The organism is Flavobacterium erigeronis, from assembly GCF_054075165.1.
Genome location: NZ_JBSKGP010000001.1, coordinates 76,242 through 90,350, shown reverse-complemented (window position 1 = coordinate 90,350; position 14,109 = coordinate 76,242). Strand labels below are relative to the sequence as shown.

17 protein-coding genes are annotated in these 14,109 nt (G+C 33.5%); 1 reads left to right on the top strand and 16 read right to left on the bottom strand.

Features of this window, described 5'->3' with window-relative positions:
* Nucleotides 1-32: 32 nt before the first annotated feature.
* From ACWA1F_RS00430 to ahcY, 14 genes are all read right to left on the bottom strand, one after another.
* Nucleotides 33-641 (bottom strand): alpha-ketoglutarate-dependent dioxygenase AlkB family protein, encoded by a 609-nt coding sequence (locus tag ACWA1F_RS00430; protein WP_456890736.1) that lies wholly within the window; start codon nucleotides 639-641, stop codon nucleotides 33-35.
* A complete protein-coding gene (locus ACWA1F_RS00425; RefSeq protein WP_456890734.1) occupies nucleotides 628-873 on the bottom strand; it encodes an Ada metal-binding domain-containing protein in 246 nt (81 codons plus the stop codon). The genes ACWA1F_RS00430 and ACWA1F_RS00425 overlap by 14 nt, the downstream gene beginning before the upstream one ends.
* A 135-nt stretch (nucleotides 874-1,008) precedes the next feature.
* Nucleotides 1,009-1,713, bottom strand: a complete 705-nt coding sequence (locus ACWA1F_RS00420) for a 2OG-Fe(II) oxygenase (protein WP_456890732.1) — start codon at nucleotides 1,711-1,713, stop codon at nucleotides 1,009-1,011.
* Nucleotides 1,710-2,465 (bottom strand): SDR family oxidoreductase, encoded by a 756-nt coding sequence (locus ACWA1F_RS00415; protein WP_456890731.1) that lies wholly within the window; start codon nucleotides 2,463-2,465, stop codon nucleotides 1,710-1,712. Before ACWA1F_RS00415 ends, ACWA1F_RS00420 begins: the two co-directional genes overlap by 4 nt.
* 227 nt (nucleotides 2,466-2,692) lie before the next feature.
* Nucleotides 2,693-3,535 carry a bifunctional helix-turn-helix domain-containing protein/methylated-DNA--[protein]-cysteine S-methyltransferase gene (locus ACWA1F_RS00410; RefSeq protein ID WP_456890729.1) on the bottom strand — a complete coding sequence of 281 codons (843 nt, stop codon included), beginning with the start codon at nucleotides 3,533-3,535 and terminating at the stop codon, nucleotides 2,693-2,695.
* Between the two features lie 164 nt (nucleotides 3,536-3,699).
* A complete protein-coding gene (locus ACWA1F_RS00405) occupies nucleotides 3,700-4,164 on the bottom strand; it encodes a GNAT family N-acetyltransferase (protein WP_456890727.1) in 465 nt (154 codons plus the stop codon).
* 24 nt (nucleotides 4,165-4,188) lie between these two features.
* Nucleotides 4,189-5,148 carry a Fic family protein gene (locus tag ACWA1F_RS00400; protein ID WP_456890726.1) on the bottom strand — a complete coding sequence of 320 codons (960 nt, stop codon included), beginning with the start codon at nucleotides 5,146-5,148 and terminating at the stop codon, nucleotides 4,189-4,191.
* A 99-nt stretch (nucleotides 5,149-5,247) separates the two neighbouring features.
* Nucleotides 5,248-5,580: a DMT family transporter gene (locus ACWA1F_RS00395; RefSeq protein WP_306155883.1), complete on the bottom strand. Its 333-nt coding sequence runs from the start codon at nucleotides 5,578-5,580 to the stop codon at nucleotides 5,248-5,250.
* 39 nt (nucleotides 5,581-5,619) lie between these two features.
* Nucleotides 5,620-6,699, bottom strand: a complete 1,080-nt coding sequence (locus ACWA1F_RS00390) for a WG repeat-containing protein (RefSeq protein WP_456890724.1) — start codon at nucleotides 6,697-6,699, stop codon at nucleotides 5,620-5,622.
* 10 nt (nucleotides 6,700-6,709) lie between these two features.
* Nucleotides 6,710-6,994 (bottom strand): hypothetical protein, encoded by a 285-nt coding sequence (locus ACWA1F_RS00385; RefSeq protein WP_456890723.1) that lies wholly within the window; start codon nucleotides 6,992-6,994, stop codon nucleotides 6,710-6,712.
* 31 nt (nucleotides 6,995-7,025) lie between these two features.
* Entirely contained in the window at nucleotides 7,026-7,364 is a 339-nt protein-coding gene (locus ACWA1F_RS00380; protein ID WP_456890722.1) for a hypothetical protein, read from the bottom strand.
* 18 nt (nucleotides 7,365-7,382) lie between these two features.
* Nucleotides 7,383-7,973, bottom strand: coding sequence for a hypothetical protein (locus tag ACWA1F_RS00375; RefSeq protein WP_456890720.1), 591 nt, complete (start codon nucleotides 7,971-7,973; stop codon nucleotides 7,383-7,385).
* Between the two features lie 299 nt (nucleotides 7,974-8,272).
* Entirely contained in the window at nucleotides 8,273-10,591 is a 2,319-nt protein-coding gene (locus tag ACWA1F_RS00370) for a patatin-like phospholipase family protein (RefSeq protein ID WP_456890719.1), read from the bottom strand.
* 386 nt (nucleotides 10,592-10,977) lie between these two features.
* Entirely contained in the window at nucleotides 10,978-12,294 is a 1,317-nt protein-coding gene (gene ahcY / locus ACWA1F_RS00365) for an adenosylhomocysteinase (RefSeq protein ID WP_306155889.1), read from the bottom strand.
* 345 nt (nucleotides 12,295-12,639) lie between these two features.
* Between ahcY and ACWA1F_RS00360 the strand changes: the two genes are divergently transcribed.
* Complete coding sequence (locus ACWA1F_RS00360) at nucleotides 12,640-13,272, top strand: 4'-phosphopantetheinyl transferase family protein (protein ID WP_456890717.1); 633 nt, start codon at nucleotides 12,640-12,642, stop codon at nucleotides 13,270-13,272.
* A gap of 86 nt (nucleotides 13,273-13,358) precedes the next feature.
* On the opposite strand, the gene ACWA1F_RS00355 is transcribed toward ACWA1F_RS00360, so the two are convergent.
* Together ACWA1F_RS00355 and ACWA1F_RS00350 are read right to left on the bottom strand one after the other, a co-directional pair.
* The gene (locus ACWA1F_RS00355; RefSeq protein WP_306155891.1) at nucleotides 13,359-13,757 is read right to left on the bottom strand and encodes a group III truncated hemoglobin; all 399 of its coding nucleotides are present in this window, start codon (nucleotides 13,755-13,757) and stop codon (nucleotides 13,359-13,361) included.
* Nucleotides 13,754-14,041 (bottom strand): hypothetical protein, encoded by a 288-nt coding sequence (locus tag ACWA1F_RS00350; protein WP_306155892.1) that lies wholly within the window; start codon nucleotides 14,039-14,041, stop codon nucleotides 13,754-13,756. The genes ACWA1F_RS00355 and ACWA1F_RS00350 overlap by 4 nt, the downstream gene beginning before the upstream one ends.
* Between the last annotated feature and the right edge of the window lie 68 nt (nucleotides 14,042-14,109).

Sequence of the window (14,109 nt, the reverse complement as noted above, 5' to 3'; positions counted from 1 at the left end):
TAATCTCTTAATGGTGAAAATATTTTTTTACGTTATCTCACAATAGTCCTGAAGGTCAAATTAACTCTAGGCTTTTGAGTTGTTTTTGTTGGCGGCAATCGATGCAGCCAATGTGTTTGAGTTTCATCTTTCATAACCAACAAACTTCCATGTTCCAAAATCAAAGAAACGGTTTCTTTTGATTCTTTATGTTTGAAAGCAAATTTGCGTTCGGCACCAAAACTTACCGATCCGATAGCTCCATTTTTCTTCAAATCTTTTTCGGCATCACTGTGCCACGCCATTCCTTCTTCGCCTGTGTGATATAAATTCAAAAGACAAGAATTGAACGTTTCTCCTGTTTTTTCTTCAATGATTTTTTTTAATTGTAAAAGTTCAGGAGTCCAAGGAAGCGCTTTTTTTGTGGTATTCGAATACGTATATTCAAATTCCTGATCGCCGTACCAAGCTACTTTTCGTTTGGTTAGAATTAATTTTCCGAAAATAACGGCTTCATCATTTTTCCATTCAATAGAATTGAGTAAAATATCTCGGTAGAAATCTGCATCTTGTCTGGAGAATAATTTTCCATAATAATTTACCGTTCCATCTTTCGGAAGCAGATTCGTAGTTTCGTCTATTTGAGGATTAAATAAGTCCATTTTTCCATTTTTGATATTCGGTTTTCATGCAATGTCCGCAAGGTCTAAAGCCGTTTTGTTTGGCTTCATTTTCAGAAGAAAAGAAAACCCGATTCTCGCGTTTCATTCTTTTTCCAGAAGAACATTTCAGCGTTCCGTAAATTTTGAGTTTTTGGTTGCCGCCAAAACAAATTTCGCCATTTTTAATTTTATTTCGAAGATAAGAATCTGAAATTTTATTGTGTTGAATCATATTGTTTCGTTTTTTTTTCGCCACGAATTCACGAATTTTTTTTAAATATCTTATCTGATATTATTCGAATTAATTCGAAAAAATAATCGCAAAGATTTTAGAAAGAAAATTCGTGAATTCGTGGCGGAAAAATATTTAAGATAGCGCATCGTGAAAAATAATCCCGAGCGTATATCTTTCACCAGAATGAACTTCGCTTACACCATGTTTCATATTTACTCTATAATAACCTTTTGTTCCTTTTACAGGTCTGAAATTGGTTGTAAAAACAAGAACATCTCCTTTCTTAGGTTTTAGAACTACGGCTTTAGATTGCGCTCTAGGCGTCTGTTGCGTCAAAACGAATTCACCTCCAGTAAAATCTTTGTCAGGTTCGTTTAAAAATAAAACAATCTGAATCGGAAAATAAACATCGCCATATAAATCCTGATGCAAAGTATTGAATCCGCTTTTTCCGTATTTTAGAATTAAAACAGTCGCTTTTAATTGATCGTTTTCATGACATTGCTGCAATAATTCAGAATGAATTTCAGGGAAAATTGTATTGATATTTAAGGCTTTCATCCAAGCATTAGCAATTGGTGCAAGTTTTGGATAAATCGAAGTTCGAAGATTCTGAATTAAATCTGGCAGCGGATAATTGAAATATTTGTATTCGCCCAAACCAAATCGATAACGTTCCATCACAACTGTTTTCCGATATAAATTAGGATTGTCGTAATCAAATTTTAAATCTTCACATTGTTCGTTGTTAAGAATATTTGGAATAATGGCAAAACCATTTTCGTGCATAGATTCGGTGATGCTTTCCCAGTTTAGAGATTCTATTTTTGTTTTCATGATTTTGTTTTTGATAAACCTCCGTCAACTCTTAATTCGATTCCGTGAATATAAGAAGCATCATCTGAGGCTAAGAATAAAGCCGTTTTTGCAATTTCGCTAGGTTCCCCAAAACGCTTAAATGGGAGAGTGGGTGTAACGGCATTGATTGTATTTTTAATGTTTTCTTCGCTTAAACCAGTATTGTTGAAAATATTAGTTGCGATATAACCCGGACTTATTCCGTTTACCCTGATTTTCTTTGGATTACATTCGGCAGCAAAAGTTTTGATAAAGGATTGAACCGCTGCTTTTGAAGCAGTGTAAATTGACATATTAGATTGCCCGATGTCAGTTAAGAAAGTAGTGTTTAAAATAATCGAACTTCCTTCTTGCATTAACGGTAAAATTTGCTGTACAGTAAAAAATGTTCCTTTTACCAGCATATTAAAAACCTCATCAAACTCTTGGATTGTTACATTTTCAATAGGATTAAATTTGCCATATCCTGCGTTTACAAACAAAACATCAATTTTATCGGTATGTTTCTTAATTTGATTTTGCAGTTCGAAAATATCAGATAATTGTCCTGCATTAGAAACAATTCCGATGGCATTTTTGCCTAATTCTTCAACGGCTTTATGTACGGTTTTTTCACTACGTCCGGTTATAATTACTTTTGCGCCGTTGTTAATGAATTCTTGCGCTGTTGCAAATCCCATTCCGTTGGTTCCGCCTGTAATAAAAGCAATTTTGTTTTTTAATTTTTCCATTTTCTATGATTTTAGAATGCAAAGTTTCTAAAATCGGAAAAGCTAAAAAATCCGAAACTTGCGGTGTTTTGGGTTAAGTTTTTCCGCCACGAATTCACGAATTATTTTTAAAATCTTTGAGATTATTTTTTCGAATTAATTCGAATAATATCAGGTAACGTATTTAAAAAGAAAAATTCGTGAATTGCTTCGCCTGTTCGCTATCGCTCGAGTCGTGGCAGAAAAATTTATAGATTAATTTGCGCGCCTTCCCAGCCGATAATGGCTGTTTTTCGCGTATTCCCCCACATATAACCCCCGAATATTCCAGAAGACTGAATTACGCGGTGGCAGGGAATGAGAAACGCAACAGGATTACTGCCAATAGCTGTTCCAACTGCGCGTGATGCATTTGGTTTCTGAATTTGATGTGCAATAGAACCGTAAGTAGAAAGCTGTCCCATTGGGATTTTCAGCAAAGCTTCCCAGACTTTCAATTGAAAATCGGTTCCTTTTAAATGGAGTTTAATTTCAGATAATTTGCTCCAGTCGTTTTGAAAAATAAATAGCGCATTTTGCTGTGCTAAATCCAGTTTTTTAGAAAATTGAGCATTCGGAAATTTATCTTTCAGAACTATAAAGCCTTTTGTTTCGTCTTCGGCGAAAGCCATAAAACAAACGCCTTTTTGGGTAGAAGCCACAATGATGTTTCCAAACGGACTTTCGGCAAAACTGTAATTAATGAATAGATTTTTTCCGCCATTTTTGTATTCGGCAGGAGTCATTCCTTCGATATTTACAAACAAATCATGGAGACGGCTTGTTCCTGAAAGGCCTGTTTCAAAAGCCGTTTCAGAAATAGTTGCCTGATTTTCTTTCAGTAATTTTTTGGCGTGTTCGATGCTGGTATATTGCAAAAACTTCTTCGGACTCGTGCCTGCCCATTCGCTAAAAAGTCTCTGAAAGTGAAACGGACTCAAATGTACTTTTTCTGCCACTTCATCAAGATTGGGCTGGTCTTTAAAATTTGCTTTGATATAATCTATAGCTTCGGCGATACGATTATAATTGATGTTTTCCTGTGTGTTCATCTTCATTCAATTTTATAATACAAATATCGATTGGTTTTTAAAGGTATAAAATCCGAAACTTGCTGTTCTTTTTGCCGCAAAGGCGCAAAGGCGCTATTTTTTTAAGTATTACAAAGATTAATAATTAAACTTTGTGCCTTCGCGCCTTTGTGGCATAAAAAAAATCACGATAATTTCTTCTCCATTTTATAATTAATCAATTCAACGTTTTCGCGAATATTTTTTTGTTCGGCTTTAGCAACGAATCCTTTCTTTTCGAAGAATGGTTTTGCAGTGATGCTGATATCAGACGTTATAATTTTTGAGTTATGTTTTCTAGCTTCGAGTTCTAATTCGTTTAGGATTTTATCTGCAATTCCTTGTCGTTGAAAATCTTTATGAATGTAAAAGAAATCAATATAATTACCATCTTTTAAAGTTCCGAAACCTGCAATTTGATTTTCTATTATTGCTAATAAAACAAATTGTGTTTTAATGACTTCAAGCCAGCGTTCTGTATTGTTTGCACCTGAACACCAAACTTTTCTTTGCTCTTCATTATAATCGTTTTTACAAACCACTTGGATAGTTTGGACATACAATTGTTGCATTTCTTCAAGATCTGAAATTGTAGCTTTTTTTAAAATCATAGAAAATATATTATTTTAAAAAAATCACTCTGCATTTAAAGTATATTTACTCGTATTGTGATTTCCTGTTATATTGAAAAGTTTTAGCGCTACTCCTTTCTTTAAATCTCTACTGGCTGTTGCGGCTGAAATATCTTTAAATACATGCATATAATCTTTGCGAGTAAACTCTTTAATACCTAACGAATAAAAATACTCTAATCGATCAATATCTTTGATTATTCTATTGTCATAGTCCAATAGACTCTCTAAAGATTTATGAATTACATCAAGCATATATTCAATAAAGGGAGTAGATTTTCCGATATTATCGCTAATGGCTAATGCTTTATAATAATTGTCTTGTGTTTTACTTATCAAGGTTTCAAAAGGTAAAAATTCAAATACAGGATACTTCTCCATTAAAATAACGGTTTGCCATAATCGTCCCATTCTTCCATTTCCGTCTAGAAATGGATGAATAAATTCCATTTCATAATGAAAGACGCAGCTTTTAATTAAAGTTAATTCCTCTTTATTTTTTAAGTAATCAAATAAATCATTCATCAAAAAAGGTACATTTTCATGTGGAGGAGCTATATGCGCGACCTTTGTACCTTTAACTATACCAACGCCTTGTTTTCTATAATTTCCGGCATCTAATACAAGATCTTTCATTAATTGTTGGTGGGCTAATAAAAAACTTTTTGATGAAGAAGCTTTGTATTTTGATAAACCGTCATACACTCTAATAGCATTTAAAACTTCTAAAACATCTTTTTGTGGTCCTATAACCCTTTTGTTTTCTATTAAAGCAGTTATCTGATCTTCAGTTAGAGTATTTCCTTCAATTTTTAGAGAAGAGTGAATGGTTTTAATTCTGTTTTGTTTTCTTAACTGTGGAGAATGTTTGTCAAGATAAGTGGCATTTAAAGCACCAATCTGTTCAGAAATTAAACTAATTAGCTTTAATATAGTAGGAGTAATGTCATAAGGCGGCTTCATGATAGTATCATTTGATACTATCAAAGATAGAGCATAAGTTTTGAATTGAGCGGTTAAAACTTAAAAAACTTCACGTCTTTGTGGCTTCGTGGCATTTTTCTAATGCGCCACAGTCTTAGAAAAAACATTAATTACAATCACGCCAATTACGATTAATGCTAAGCCAATAATAGCAGGCAAATCTGGAATTTCTTTGAAGAAAACAGCACCAATAATAGTGATTAAAACAATACCAACTCCCGACCAAATGGCATACGCAAAACCAACTGGAATTGTTCTGATTGCAAAACTCAAACAATAAAAAGCACCGCAATACCCAATTATAGTAATGATACTGGGAATCGATTTTGTAAATTCTTCTGATTTTTTTAATGCTGAGGTTGCGATGATTTCGAATACTATCGCCAAGAATAAAAATAGAAAATTCTTCATAGTTCACTTTTTTACAAAGTTAAACTTTAATCTAGAATCTTATTTAAGAGCTTCTTTTTTAAGCGAAACACTAATTAATCTATAGCCATTTTGTGTTCTCAAAAATTCAAAGTGATCTTGTCCGAAATCCGTTTTGTTTTTTGAATTAATTATAATATCCATAGTAGGATATTGCCAGTCTTTAGATTCGTTGCAATTGTTGAAATAAATGTCGTACTCCTCAGATTCGTAAATGAATTGATTTAATCCATCAGAAGAGATAAAGTAGTCTGTGTTTTTAGAATTTAACTGCTGTAATTTTAGTTTTAAAAGCGTATAATTCTGTTCAATAAATTTAGTTTTAGATTTGCTAATCCAGCCGTCGGGCTCTTTCCAATACGTGATTTTATCGAAAGAATATTTTTCTAAATTGGCTTTGGTTAAATTGGGAAGAAAAGTATTTTTCAACCAATGTGTGAATTCTTTTTCATAATTAATAAAAGAATAATATTGGCCGTCGACTCCAAGAAAGCTTTCCTTAGTTTCATCTTTGCTTGGTTCTTTTGTTTTTTCTAAGGAATAGTAATTCAAATTATCGTTGTAAGGAAAATTTTCTATTAGGATTTTGTTATGAATGTCAATTAGAAATTCAGTTCCGCCTTTCCAGAAAAAATGTTCTCCATCTTGCTGTTTCTCTGCGTCTTTTAAGACAACGATTAGGCCATTTCTAACTTTGGTTAAAGCGCTGTATTGCGCTGGGATTACAATTTTTCCTTCACTGTTAAAGATTCCCATTTTATCTGTTTTATGATTTGTGAATCTAATAAAGCCTTCATTTTCACAATCAGGGCCATTGTCAAAAACATACAAACTGTCACGACCAACTATTTTTCCTTGTTTGGTTAGATAGTAGCTTTTCCATTTTCCGTTTTCTTCTTCAGAAACCGCTATAATATTTTCGAATTTTTGAGCAGTTGTGAAACCTGTAAATTTTGGTTCTATTTTAATGATTCCGTTTTTATCTTTAAAACCAATAAGGGTGGTGTCTTTATTTGGGAATGAAGTCCAGATGTCATTGCTTTGCGCGAAAACAGAGCAATTTAGGATAACGAATGCAAAAAACGTAATAATCTTTCTCATATAATCGTATTTATCTGAGATGGCTCTCTAATTCATTACTTTTTGCTTCATCAAAACAATCGGAGCAAAGCATTTTAAAATCGGCTAGAGTTTGAAATTTTTCGGTCCATTCTTCACCATTATCGAGAAGATATTGCTCGCAGGAATTGCACCACGCAATTTGCGGAAGATCTCCTTCGGCTTCTGAATAGAAAAATCCAACTTGGTTTTTTGAATCTATTGCTGTTGTGATATGAATACAAGCGAAAGACATTTCTTTTGAGCCGTGCAAATCACATATAATTTTCTCGATCATTTTATGCTATTTTGAATTTTAAAAAGTAATCCTACATTACTTCAATTAACTTAAATCTTAAGCTATTATTGTAGAATTCGGTATGTAAAGTTAATTCAGTTTCCTTATTATCTTCTGTAAAAAGTTTTGCTTCGATGCCAAGTTTTTCACCAGAATTGTATTTAAAGACAATGAAATCGGTTATGAGAATTTTTAGTTTGGGTAAATTATCAGTTCCAAAGTAGTCGAATAATTCTTCTTTTATTTCTTCAAAAACAGCTTGATTGATTTCGAACTTACTATTTAGATTTTCGAAATTCATTGTATTTATATTGGCAACGAATTGAACGTTAAGGTCGAATGCGGTTTGAATTATGTTTTCGTTGGTCATTTAAATGATTTTAAGTAATCAGTTTGTTTTTAAATTTTGCAAAAGAGCTTTGTTTATATCTTCTTGACTTTGTTTTCTGGCTTTTTCTTCTTGTTCCTTTTTTTCAAGTTCAGATTTCTTAGTTAATAAGATTGTATTTTCATTTTTCAAATCATCAATTTTCTTAGAGCTTGTCTCCAATTCACCTTTTGACTTGGTTAGTTTTTCTTCAGATTTTGCTATTTTTTGTTTGGCTTTTTCAATGCTTTTTTGCGTGTCTTCATTTAAATTTTTATCTGAATTCTCAAGTGTTTCTAATTGTTTTTTCTGTTGCTCCAATTCAGAATTTAGCTTTGCATTTTTTTCTTCGAGTTTCTTTTTGTTTTTCTCTTCTTTGGCAATCTTTTTTTCTGTTAGCTGAATTTTAGACATTGACTGACGATTCATCATAGTTTGCATGAACCATTGCTGGTCGGCTCTGCTGCGTTCACTTGCCCATTGTTGATTTTGCCTCTGCATTTGCATATTCATGTTTCGCGCTTGCTGTATATGAGAGTTAAAGTTGCTACTTTGGGCAGAAGCAAAAAAAGGAAAGAGAATTAATAAGATTAAAAGTAAATGTTTTTTCATAGTTGGATTTCGGTTAGTTATTCCATCCAAATGTAAATTTATATTTTAATAAAATAATAATAATCTGATTAATTTGATCGTTTCTTGATGTCCCGTATGCGTGAGGGATAGGAGTTGGCTACCGAAGTAGCGCGGATAGCCCGACAGCAACCCGATAAAAAGGGGCATGTGCGCAAAGTGAATTACCCTTTTTATCGGGATGGTGGCACGCCCTTATTATTTTAGATTTTAGATTTTAGATTTTAGATTTTAGATTTTGGAATTTGGGTTTTGAAATTTGGGTTTTTTAAAAATGATCTTTATGGATTAAACGATAATCCGACGCTAAAAAACAGTCTTACTTTTTCGATATTATTTATCCATGAGGTATCAAAAATGATTGGCCCTAAAATGGATTGGTAGGAGATTGCGGCTCCCCCTGATAATACAAGACTAGTATCCATGTTGTCATCCCATTTTCCTTTTGGATTAAAGGCGTGATCTAGATATTCGTTAAAAGTGTCAAAGCCAACAGTTGCAACTTTAAAATGAGGTGTCAGATAAATTTTTCCTGTAATATTAATTTGAGATGCCAATTTAACACCCATGTATTGTGTGACATTGAGTTCGTCTTCGTGAAGGCCAGGAAATGAAAAACGATTACTGCCAGAACTTGGTATAATGCCACCTACGAAATATTTTGCAGCATAGCCAAATCCTGAAAATGGAATATCATCTTCTTTGAGTTTATCTTGAAAAATAAAATAAGAATCAAATCCTACGATTCCTGTAATTTTCTTTTTTATAGGTAATCTCTTTTCAAAAGTAAAACCAAACTTAGTGTAACCATTTGTTGAACCAGAAATGCTGGTTAAATCTGGATCGGAAAATGAGGTTTCGATATCGGTAAGGAATGATCGCGCTACATTTGATTTTATAATGGTTCCTTCTGTAGCAAAGAAAACCTTATCCATATCATTGTAGGAATAGTGCAAATTAAATTCGATGTTGTTAAAACTGTAGTTGTTTATTGAGAGGGAGTTGGGATTATATTCTCGGTCATATTTTGGCTTTAGAGTAGTGTAGCTATAGTTTAGCCCAAAACCTACATAGCTTTTCAGGGAGTTTAAATTTCGGTTTACTTCATTATTGAATTCAAGAGCATTGTACAATATATTGTCTGAAGCCTTGCCATTGATGTAGATTTCTTGTCTCAGAAAAGCTCCGTAACCTTCTGTTGCCCACCACCATTCTCTGCGTCCTCCAAAGTTTTTCTGATAATTGATTCTCACTTTTGGCTGTTCTGCAATATCGGCAGTTATAAGAAGGCGGGAAGCATCTGCCAGAATGTTTCTTCCGGTGTAATTAAAAATGATACCGACTCCTCTGTAAGTGTCGTAATGTACAGAAGTGCTAAGCTGATTTTTGGCACGCTCAAACCCAAATAAGTTGATGCCGAGTTTGTCTTTGTCTTCTATGAAATAGCTGTACGTAATCTCTTCAAATAGATTAGTTCCCATAGCTCGGTTAATTCCTGCTATTAAATCTTTGGTAGTATATTTTACATGTGTTTTAAGATTTGCTCTCCCTACAACCAAAGGCATGTTTTCAGGACTTATTCTTCTATAAACTATGGTGTCAAACACAAATTCTTTTGGCATCTCAGGCAATGCGTGAGTTCGTTGCGGAAATGCTTTTAGCTTTTCAGATAAAGAAATTAATGCCGGAAGATTTTGATTTGTGGCTATTTTACCGTCTTTGTAGATTTCATTACTTTTTGCAAAATCAGCAGTTGAGAATCGCAAATTAGGAAAATGATCTACTAATATATTACAAAGATCACGGTTTGCAGGATTCTTAATATTACTCGGAAACATACTGGTTTGCATTAACACCGTCATAATGTTATTCAGTTTGTCCAATGGTTCCATTCCGCCTCCAACATCACTCCCAATGATAATGTCGGCACCCATTTGTTTGGCAACATCAGTCGGGAAATTATTTAAAACTCCTCCATCTACCAATATTGATTTCCCATAAGGCATTGGCTTGAAAATAGCAGGCAATGACATACTTGCTCTCATAGCATAAGCTAAACTGCCTTTGCTTAAAATAACCTCTTTTCCTTCAACCAAGTCCGTAGCCATCGCTCGAAAAGGTATTGGAAGGCTGTCAAAATCTTTTACATTGTATACAGGAAAGGTTAATTCAGAAAGATACTCTCTTAGATTTTGGTCATTTAAAAGGGAGCCAATACTGTTCAGTTTTCCGTCTTTAACCCCAATTCCGACTAAATATCTTTGAAATTCTCTTTTTTCTTCTACACTTACAGATCGTAACGATTGACCTCCGCCTAGAAGTTTATCCCAATAAATATTTTTGGTAATTTTTTCGATACTGTCTCCAGAATATCCCATTGCGTACAATCCGCCTATAATGCTTCCCATACTATTTCCAACAATAAGGTCGGGAACAATATGCAGTGAATCCAGTTTTTGTAAAAGCGGAATATGGGCAATTCCTTTTGCTCCGCCGCCACTTAATACGAGTACGACTTTCGGTTTCTTTTCCTGAGAAAAAATGATATGCGGAAGACTTAGTAAAAAGATGAAGACGAATAAATAAGATATTTTTTTCAAAGTATATTGTTTATGTCGTTGAGAATTAGAAACTTATTTTTGGTAATTAAAAGTAAGGAGATATTTATAAACGTGCAATTTTTTGAGAAATGTTTTCTCAAAAAACAATTGGTTTAATAAAATTGTTAGGTCTTTTTTTGCTTGAGGGGCAGGAATAAGCCACCGAAGTAGCCCGGATGTTGTCACGCCCTAATTATTATTGATTTTGAAATTTTGAAGGGAGTTATTTTTTTGGAAGTAAACCTGACAGGTTTTTAAAACCTGTCAGGTTTCAGATCGCAACAGAGCTTAAAACAAAAACAAAACCCGACAAGTTTTTTAAAACTTGTCGGGTTTAAGATATATTTCTAAAAATCAGAAATCTACAATCTTAAATCTAAAATAGATTAATATCTGTAGTATTCTGGTTTAAATGGACCTTGAACTTCAACACCAATATAAGCAGCTTGATCTTCACGTAAAGTTTCCAATTCAACTCCTAATTTAGCTAAGTGTAAAGCAGCAACTTTTTCATCTAAATGTTTTGGTAACATATAAACTTCGTTTTTGTAAGCTGCAGCGTTGTTCCATAATTCGATTTGAGCCAAAGTCTGGTTTGTAAATGAGTTACTCATTACGAAACTTGGGTGACCTGTAGCGCAACCTAAGTTTACTAAACGACCTTCTGCTAAGATAATGATATCTTTTCCAGCGATAGTATATTTGTCAACCTGAGGTTTGATTTCGATTTTAGACGCTCCGTGGTTTTTGTTTAACCAAGCCATGTCGATTTCGTTATCAAAGTGTCCGATGTTACAAACAACAGTTTTGTCTTTCATTTTTTCGAAGTGACTTCCCACAACGATATCTTTATTTCCTGTAGTTGTAATGATGATATCAGCATTAGCAATTACAGTATCTAATTTTTTAACTTCGTAACCGTCCATTGCAGCTTGTAAAGCACAAATTGGATCGATTTCAGTAACTGTTACGATAGAACCAGCACCTCTAAAAGAAGCTGCAGTTCCTTTTCCTACGTCACCGTATCCGCAAACAATAACTCTTTTTCCAGCCAACATTAAGTCAGTTGCACGACGAATAGCGTCTACTGCAGATTCTTTACATCCGTATTTGTTATCAAATTTAGATTTAGTAACAGAATCGTTAATGTTGATTGCAGGCATTGGAAGAGTTCCCGCTTTTACTCTTTCGTAAAGTCTGTGAACACCAGTTGTAGTTTCTTCAGAAAGACCTTTAATTCCAGGAACCAATTCTGGGAAACGATCGATAACCATGTTAGTTAAATCTCCACCGTCATCCAAAATCATGTTCAATGGTTTTCTGTCTTCACCAAAGAATAAAGTTTGCTCAATACACCAGTCAAATTCTTCTTCGTTTAAACCTTTCCAAGCGTAAACTGAAATTCCAGCAGCAGCAATAGCAGCAGCAGCTTGATCCTGAGTAGAGAAAATGTTACAAGAAGACCAAGTAACCTCAGCGCCAAGAGCGATTAAAGTTTCAATTAAAACAGCAGTTTGAATAGTCATGTGAAGACATCCAGCGATACGAGCACCTTTAAGAGGCTGCTCATCTTTATATTCAGCACGAAGCGCCATTAAACCTGGCATTTCAGCCTCAGCCAATTCAATTTCTTTTCTTCCCCAAGCCGCTAGAGAAATATCTTTTACTTTGAAAGCCACATAAGGCGTAGTTGTAGTACTCATTTATATTATATTTGTATAATTGTAAATTTTTTGCAAATTTAAGGAATAGCTTTTGAATTTTACTATTTTCTGTAAGATTTGTGAAATCTTTAATTTCTTAATCTCTAGAATGTTAGTTTGAGAATCGTTTTGAACCATATAAGAGATATAAGTTCATTTAAAAAAGATTCTGGACAGTGCGTTTTAAACCATATAAGTTATATAAGTTCATTTAAAAAAAGATTCTTAACTATGCAGATTTATTAAGAATGCTTAAATTTACTTAACACATATTTTTAAACCCAAAGTAATATTTCCTTACATAACTTATATGGTTTAAAAGCAAAACAACAAACAATTTCAAAAATGCCTCTATTTCAAACCATTCAATTCAACGAAAACACTAAAATTTTAATTTGGAAGATTACGGAATCTTTTGATGAATTGTACAGTCAGGTTACTTTAAAAGAAAAGACGCAACGAAGATTGGACGGAATGAAATCTGAACTTCACCAACGTACTTTTTTAAGTGTGCGTATGCTGATTCAGGAAATGGGTTTTACCGATAAGGATTTACATTATGATGAGTTTGGAAAACCTTATTTTGATTGCCATAATTATATTTCGATAACCCATTCGTACAATTATGCAGCTATCATTATAAGCGAAGAAACCGTTGGGATTGATATGGAATTGCAACGTGAAAAAATCATCAGAATTGCAGATAAATTTACTGATTACGAATGCAATTATCTAGAACCAGATTTTACCGAAGAATACATTAAAAAACTAACTGTTATCTGGGGAGCGAAAGAAGCGATTTTTAAAATTAGAAATGAAAAAGGAATCAGTTTTAAAGATCATATTCGCGTTGAAGATTTTTCTTTAAACGAAAAACAGACTTCAGCGAGTCTGTATTTTGATGATTTAATTAAAGATTTTGATGTTCATTATCTTGAAATCGAGAATTTCACTTTGGTATATGCTTTTGAGAAATAACCACAAAGCCTAGTCATAGCGAGGAACGAAGCAATCCCTTTTGCTAAATCAATATAGTGTGATTGCTTCGTTCCTCGCAATGACACTTAAACTTCGCTTTCTTTTTGTCTGTGTTTAAACATGCTCATATACAAAAAAGTACTCATTTTTCTAGCACGTCTTTTTAAAGTATCGGCATTTTCGCCTTCAAAATATTCGTCAATAGTTTGAAACCAGTGATTCAGCCAAATCCCGAATTCGTTTGCCGTGATTTTTTCGTCAAAATGCGCATCGACTTCATTATGAACGGCATGCGGATTTCCTTTGTATTTGCGAACACCGAACAGATTGGTTTCCCAAAAATCTGTCAGTTTTTCGAGATGCGCCTCCCAATCAGAAATCATTTCATTAAAATAAAAGCCGATTTCTTGATCGGCTCTTATTTTATCGTAGAAATGGTTGACGAGAAAATTTACGTCAGCTCTATTTTCTATTTGTTTTTTCACAGAAATAATGTGTTTATAAGAATAAATGCCACACTTAAAATTGAACTTAGAATTAAAAGATTAAAAACCACTTTATGTTTCATTTGTGCCAAAATTGAAGTGTTTACAAATATACAAGCTAAAACGATAATAGCCAGCTGAATCATTTGTGTAATAGAAGTTCCGTTTGCTAAAACGTACATTGCAGCAGCGCCTCCTAAACAGCTTTGTCCAATAACTGCCATTGCAGCAGAACCCATATAATTTCTATTGAAAATGTCGAATGTTGTTTGATATAGTGTCATGATATTCAGATTTTTATATGACAAAGATACGCTCGCATTCGATGTTCATTTTATGATTAAAATCATAA

Excerpts from the sequence above, each read along its gene's own strand:
- ACWA1F_RS00420 (WP_456890732.1), bottom strand. The coding sequence starts at position 1,713 with ATGAAAACAAAAATAGAATCTCTAAACTGGGAAAGCATCACCGAATCT.
- ACWA1F_RS00390 (WP_456890724.1), bottom strand. The coding sequence starts at position 6,699 with ATGAGAAAGATTATTACGTTTTTTGCATTCGTTATCCTAAATTGCTCT.
- ACWA1F_RS00360 (WP_456890717.1), top strand. The coding sequence starts at position 12,640 with ATGCCTCTATTTCAAACCATTCAATTCAACGAAAACACTAAAATTTTA.
- ACWA1F_RS00350 (WP_306155892.1), bottom strand. The coding sequence starts at position 14,041 with ATGACACTATATCAAACAACATTCGACATTTTCAATAGAAATTATATG.
- ACWA1F_RS00385 (WP_456890723.1), bottom strand. The coding sequence starts at position 6,994 with ATGATCGAGAAAATTATATGTGATTTGCACGGCTCAAAAGAAATGTCT.
- ACWA1F_RS00430 (WP_456890736.1), bottom strand. The coding sequence starts at position 641 with ATGGACTTATTTAATCCTCAAATAGACGAAACTACGAATCTGCTTCCG.
- ACWA1F_RS00425 (WP_456890734.1), bottom strand. The coding sequence starts at position 873 with ATGATTCAACACAATAAAATTTCAGATTCTTATCTTCGAAATAAAATT.
- ahcY (WP_306155889.1), bottom strand. The coding sequence starts at position 12,294 with ATGAGTACTACAACTACGCCTTATGTGGCTTTCAAAGTAAAAGATATT.
- ACWA1F_RS00375 (WP_456890720.1), bottom strand. The coding sequence starts at position 7,973 with ATGAAAAAACATTTACTTTTAATCTTATTAATTCTCTTTCCTTTTTTT.
- ACWA1F_RS00415 (WP_456890731.1), bottom strand. The coding sequence starts at position 2,465 with ATGGAAAAATTAAAAAACAAAATTGCTTTTATTACAGGCGGAACCAAC.
- ACWA1F_RS00395 (WP_306155883.1), bottom strand. The coding sequence starts at position 5,580 with ATGAAGAATTTTCTATTTTTATTCTTGGCGATAGTATTCGAAATCATC.
- ACWA1F_RS00380 (WP_456890722.1), bottom strand. The coding sequence starts at position 7,364 with ATGACCAACGAAAACATAATTCAAACCGCATTCGACCTTAACGTTCAA.
- ACWA1F_RS00405 (WP_456890727.1), bottom strand. The coding sequence starts at position 4,164 with ATGATTTTAAAAAAAGCTACAATTTCAGATCTTGAAGAAATGCAACAA.
- ACWA1F_RS00400 (WP_456890726.1), bottom strand. The coding sequence starts at position 5,148 with ATGAAGCCGCCTTATGACATTACTCCTACTATATTAAAGCTAATTAGT.
- ACWA1F_RS00410 (WP_456890729.1), bottom strand. The coding sequence starts at position 3,535 with ATGAACACACAGGAAAACATCAATTATAATCGTATCGCCGAAGCTATA.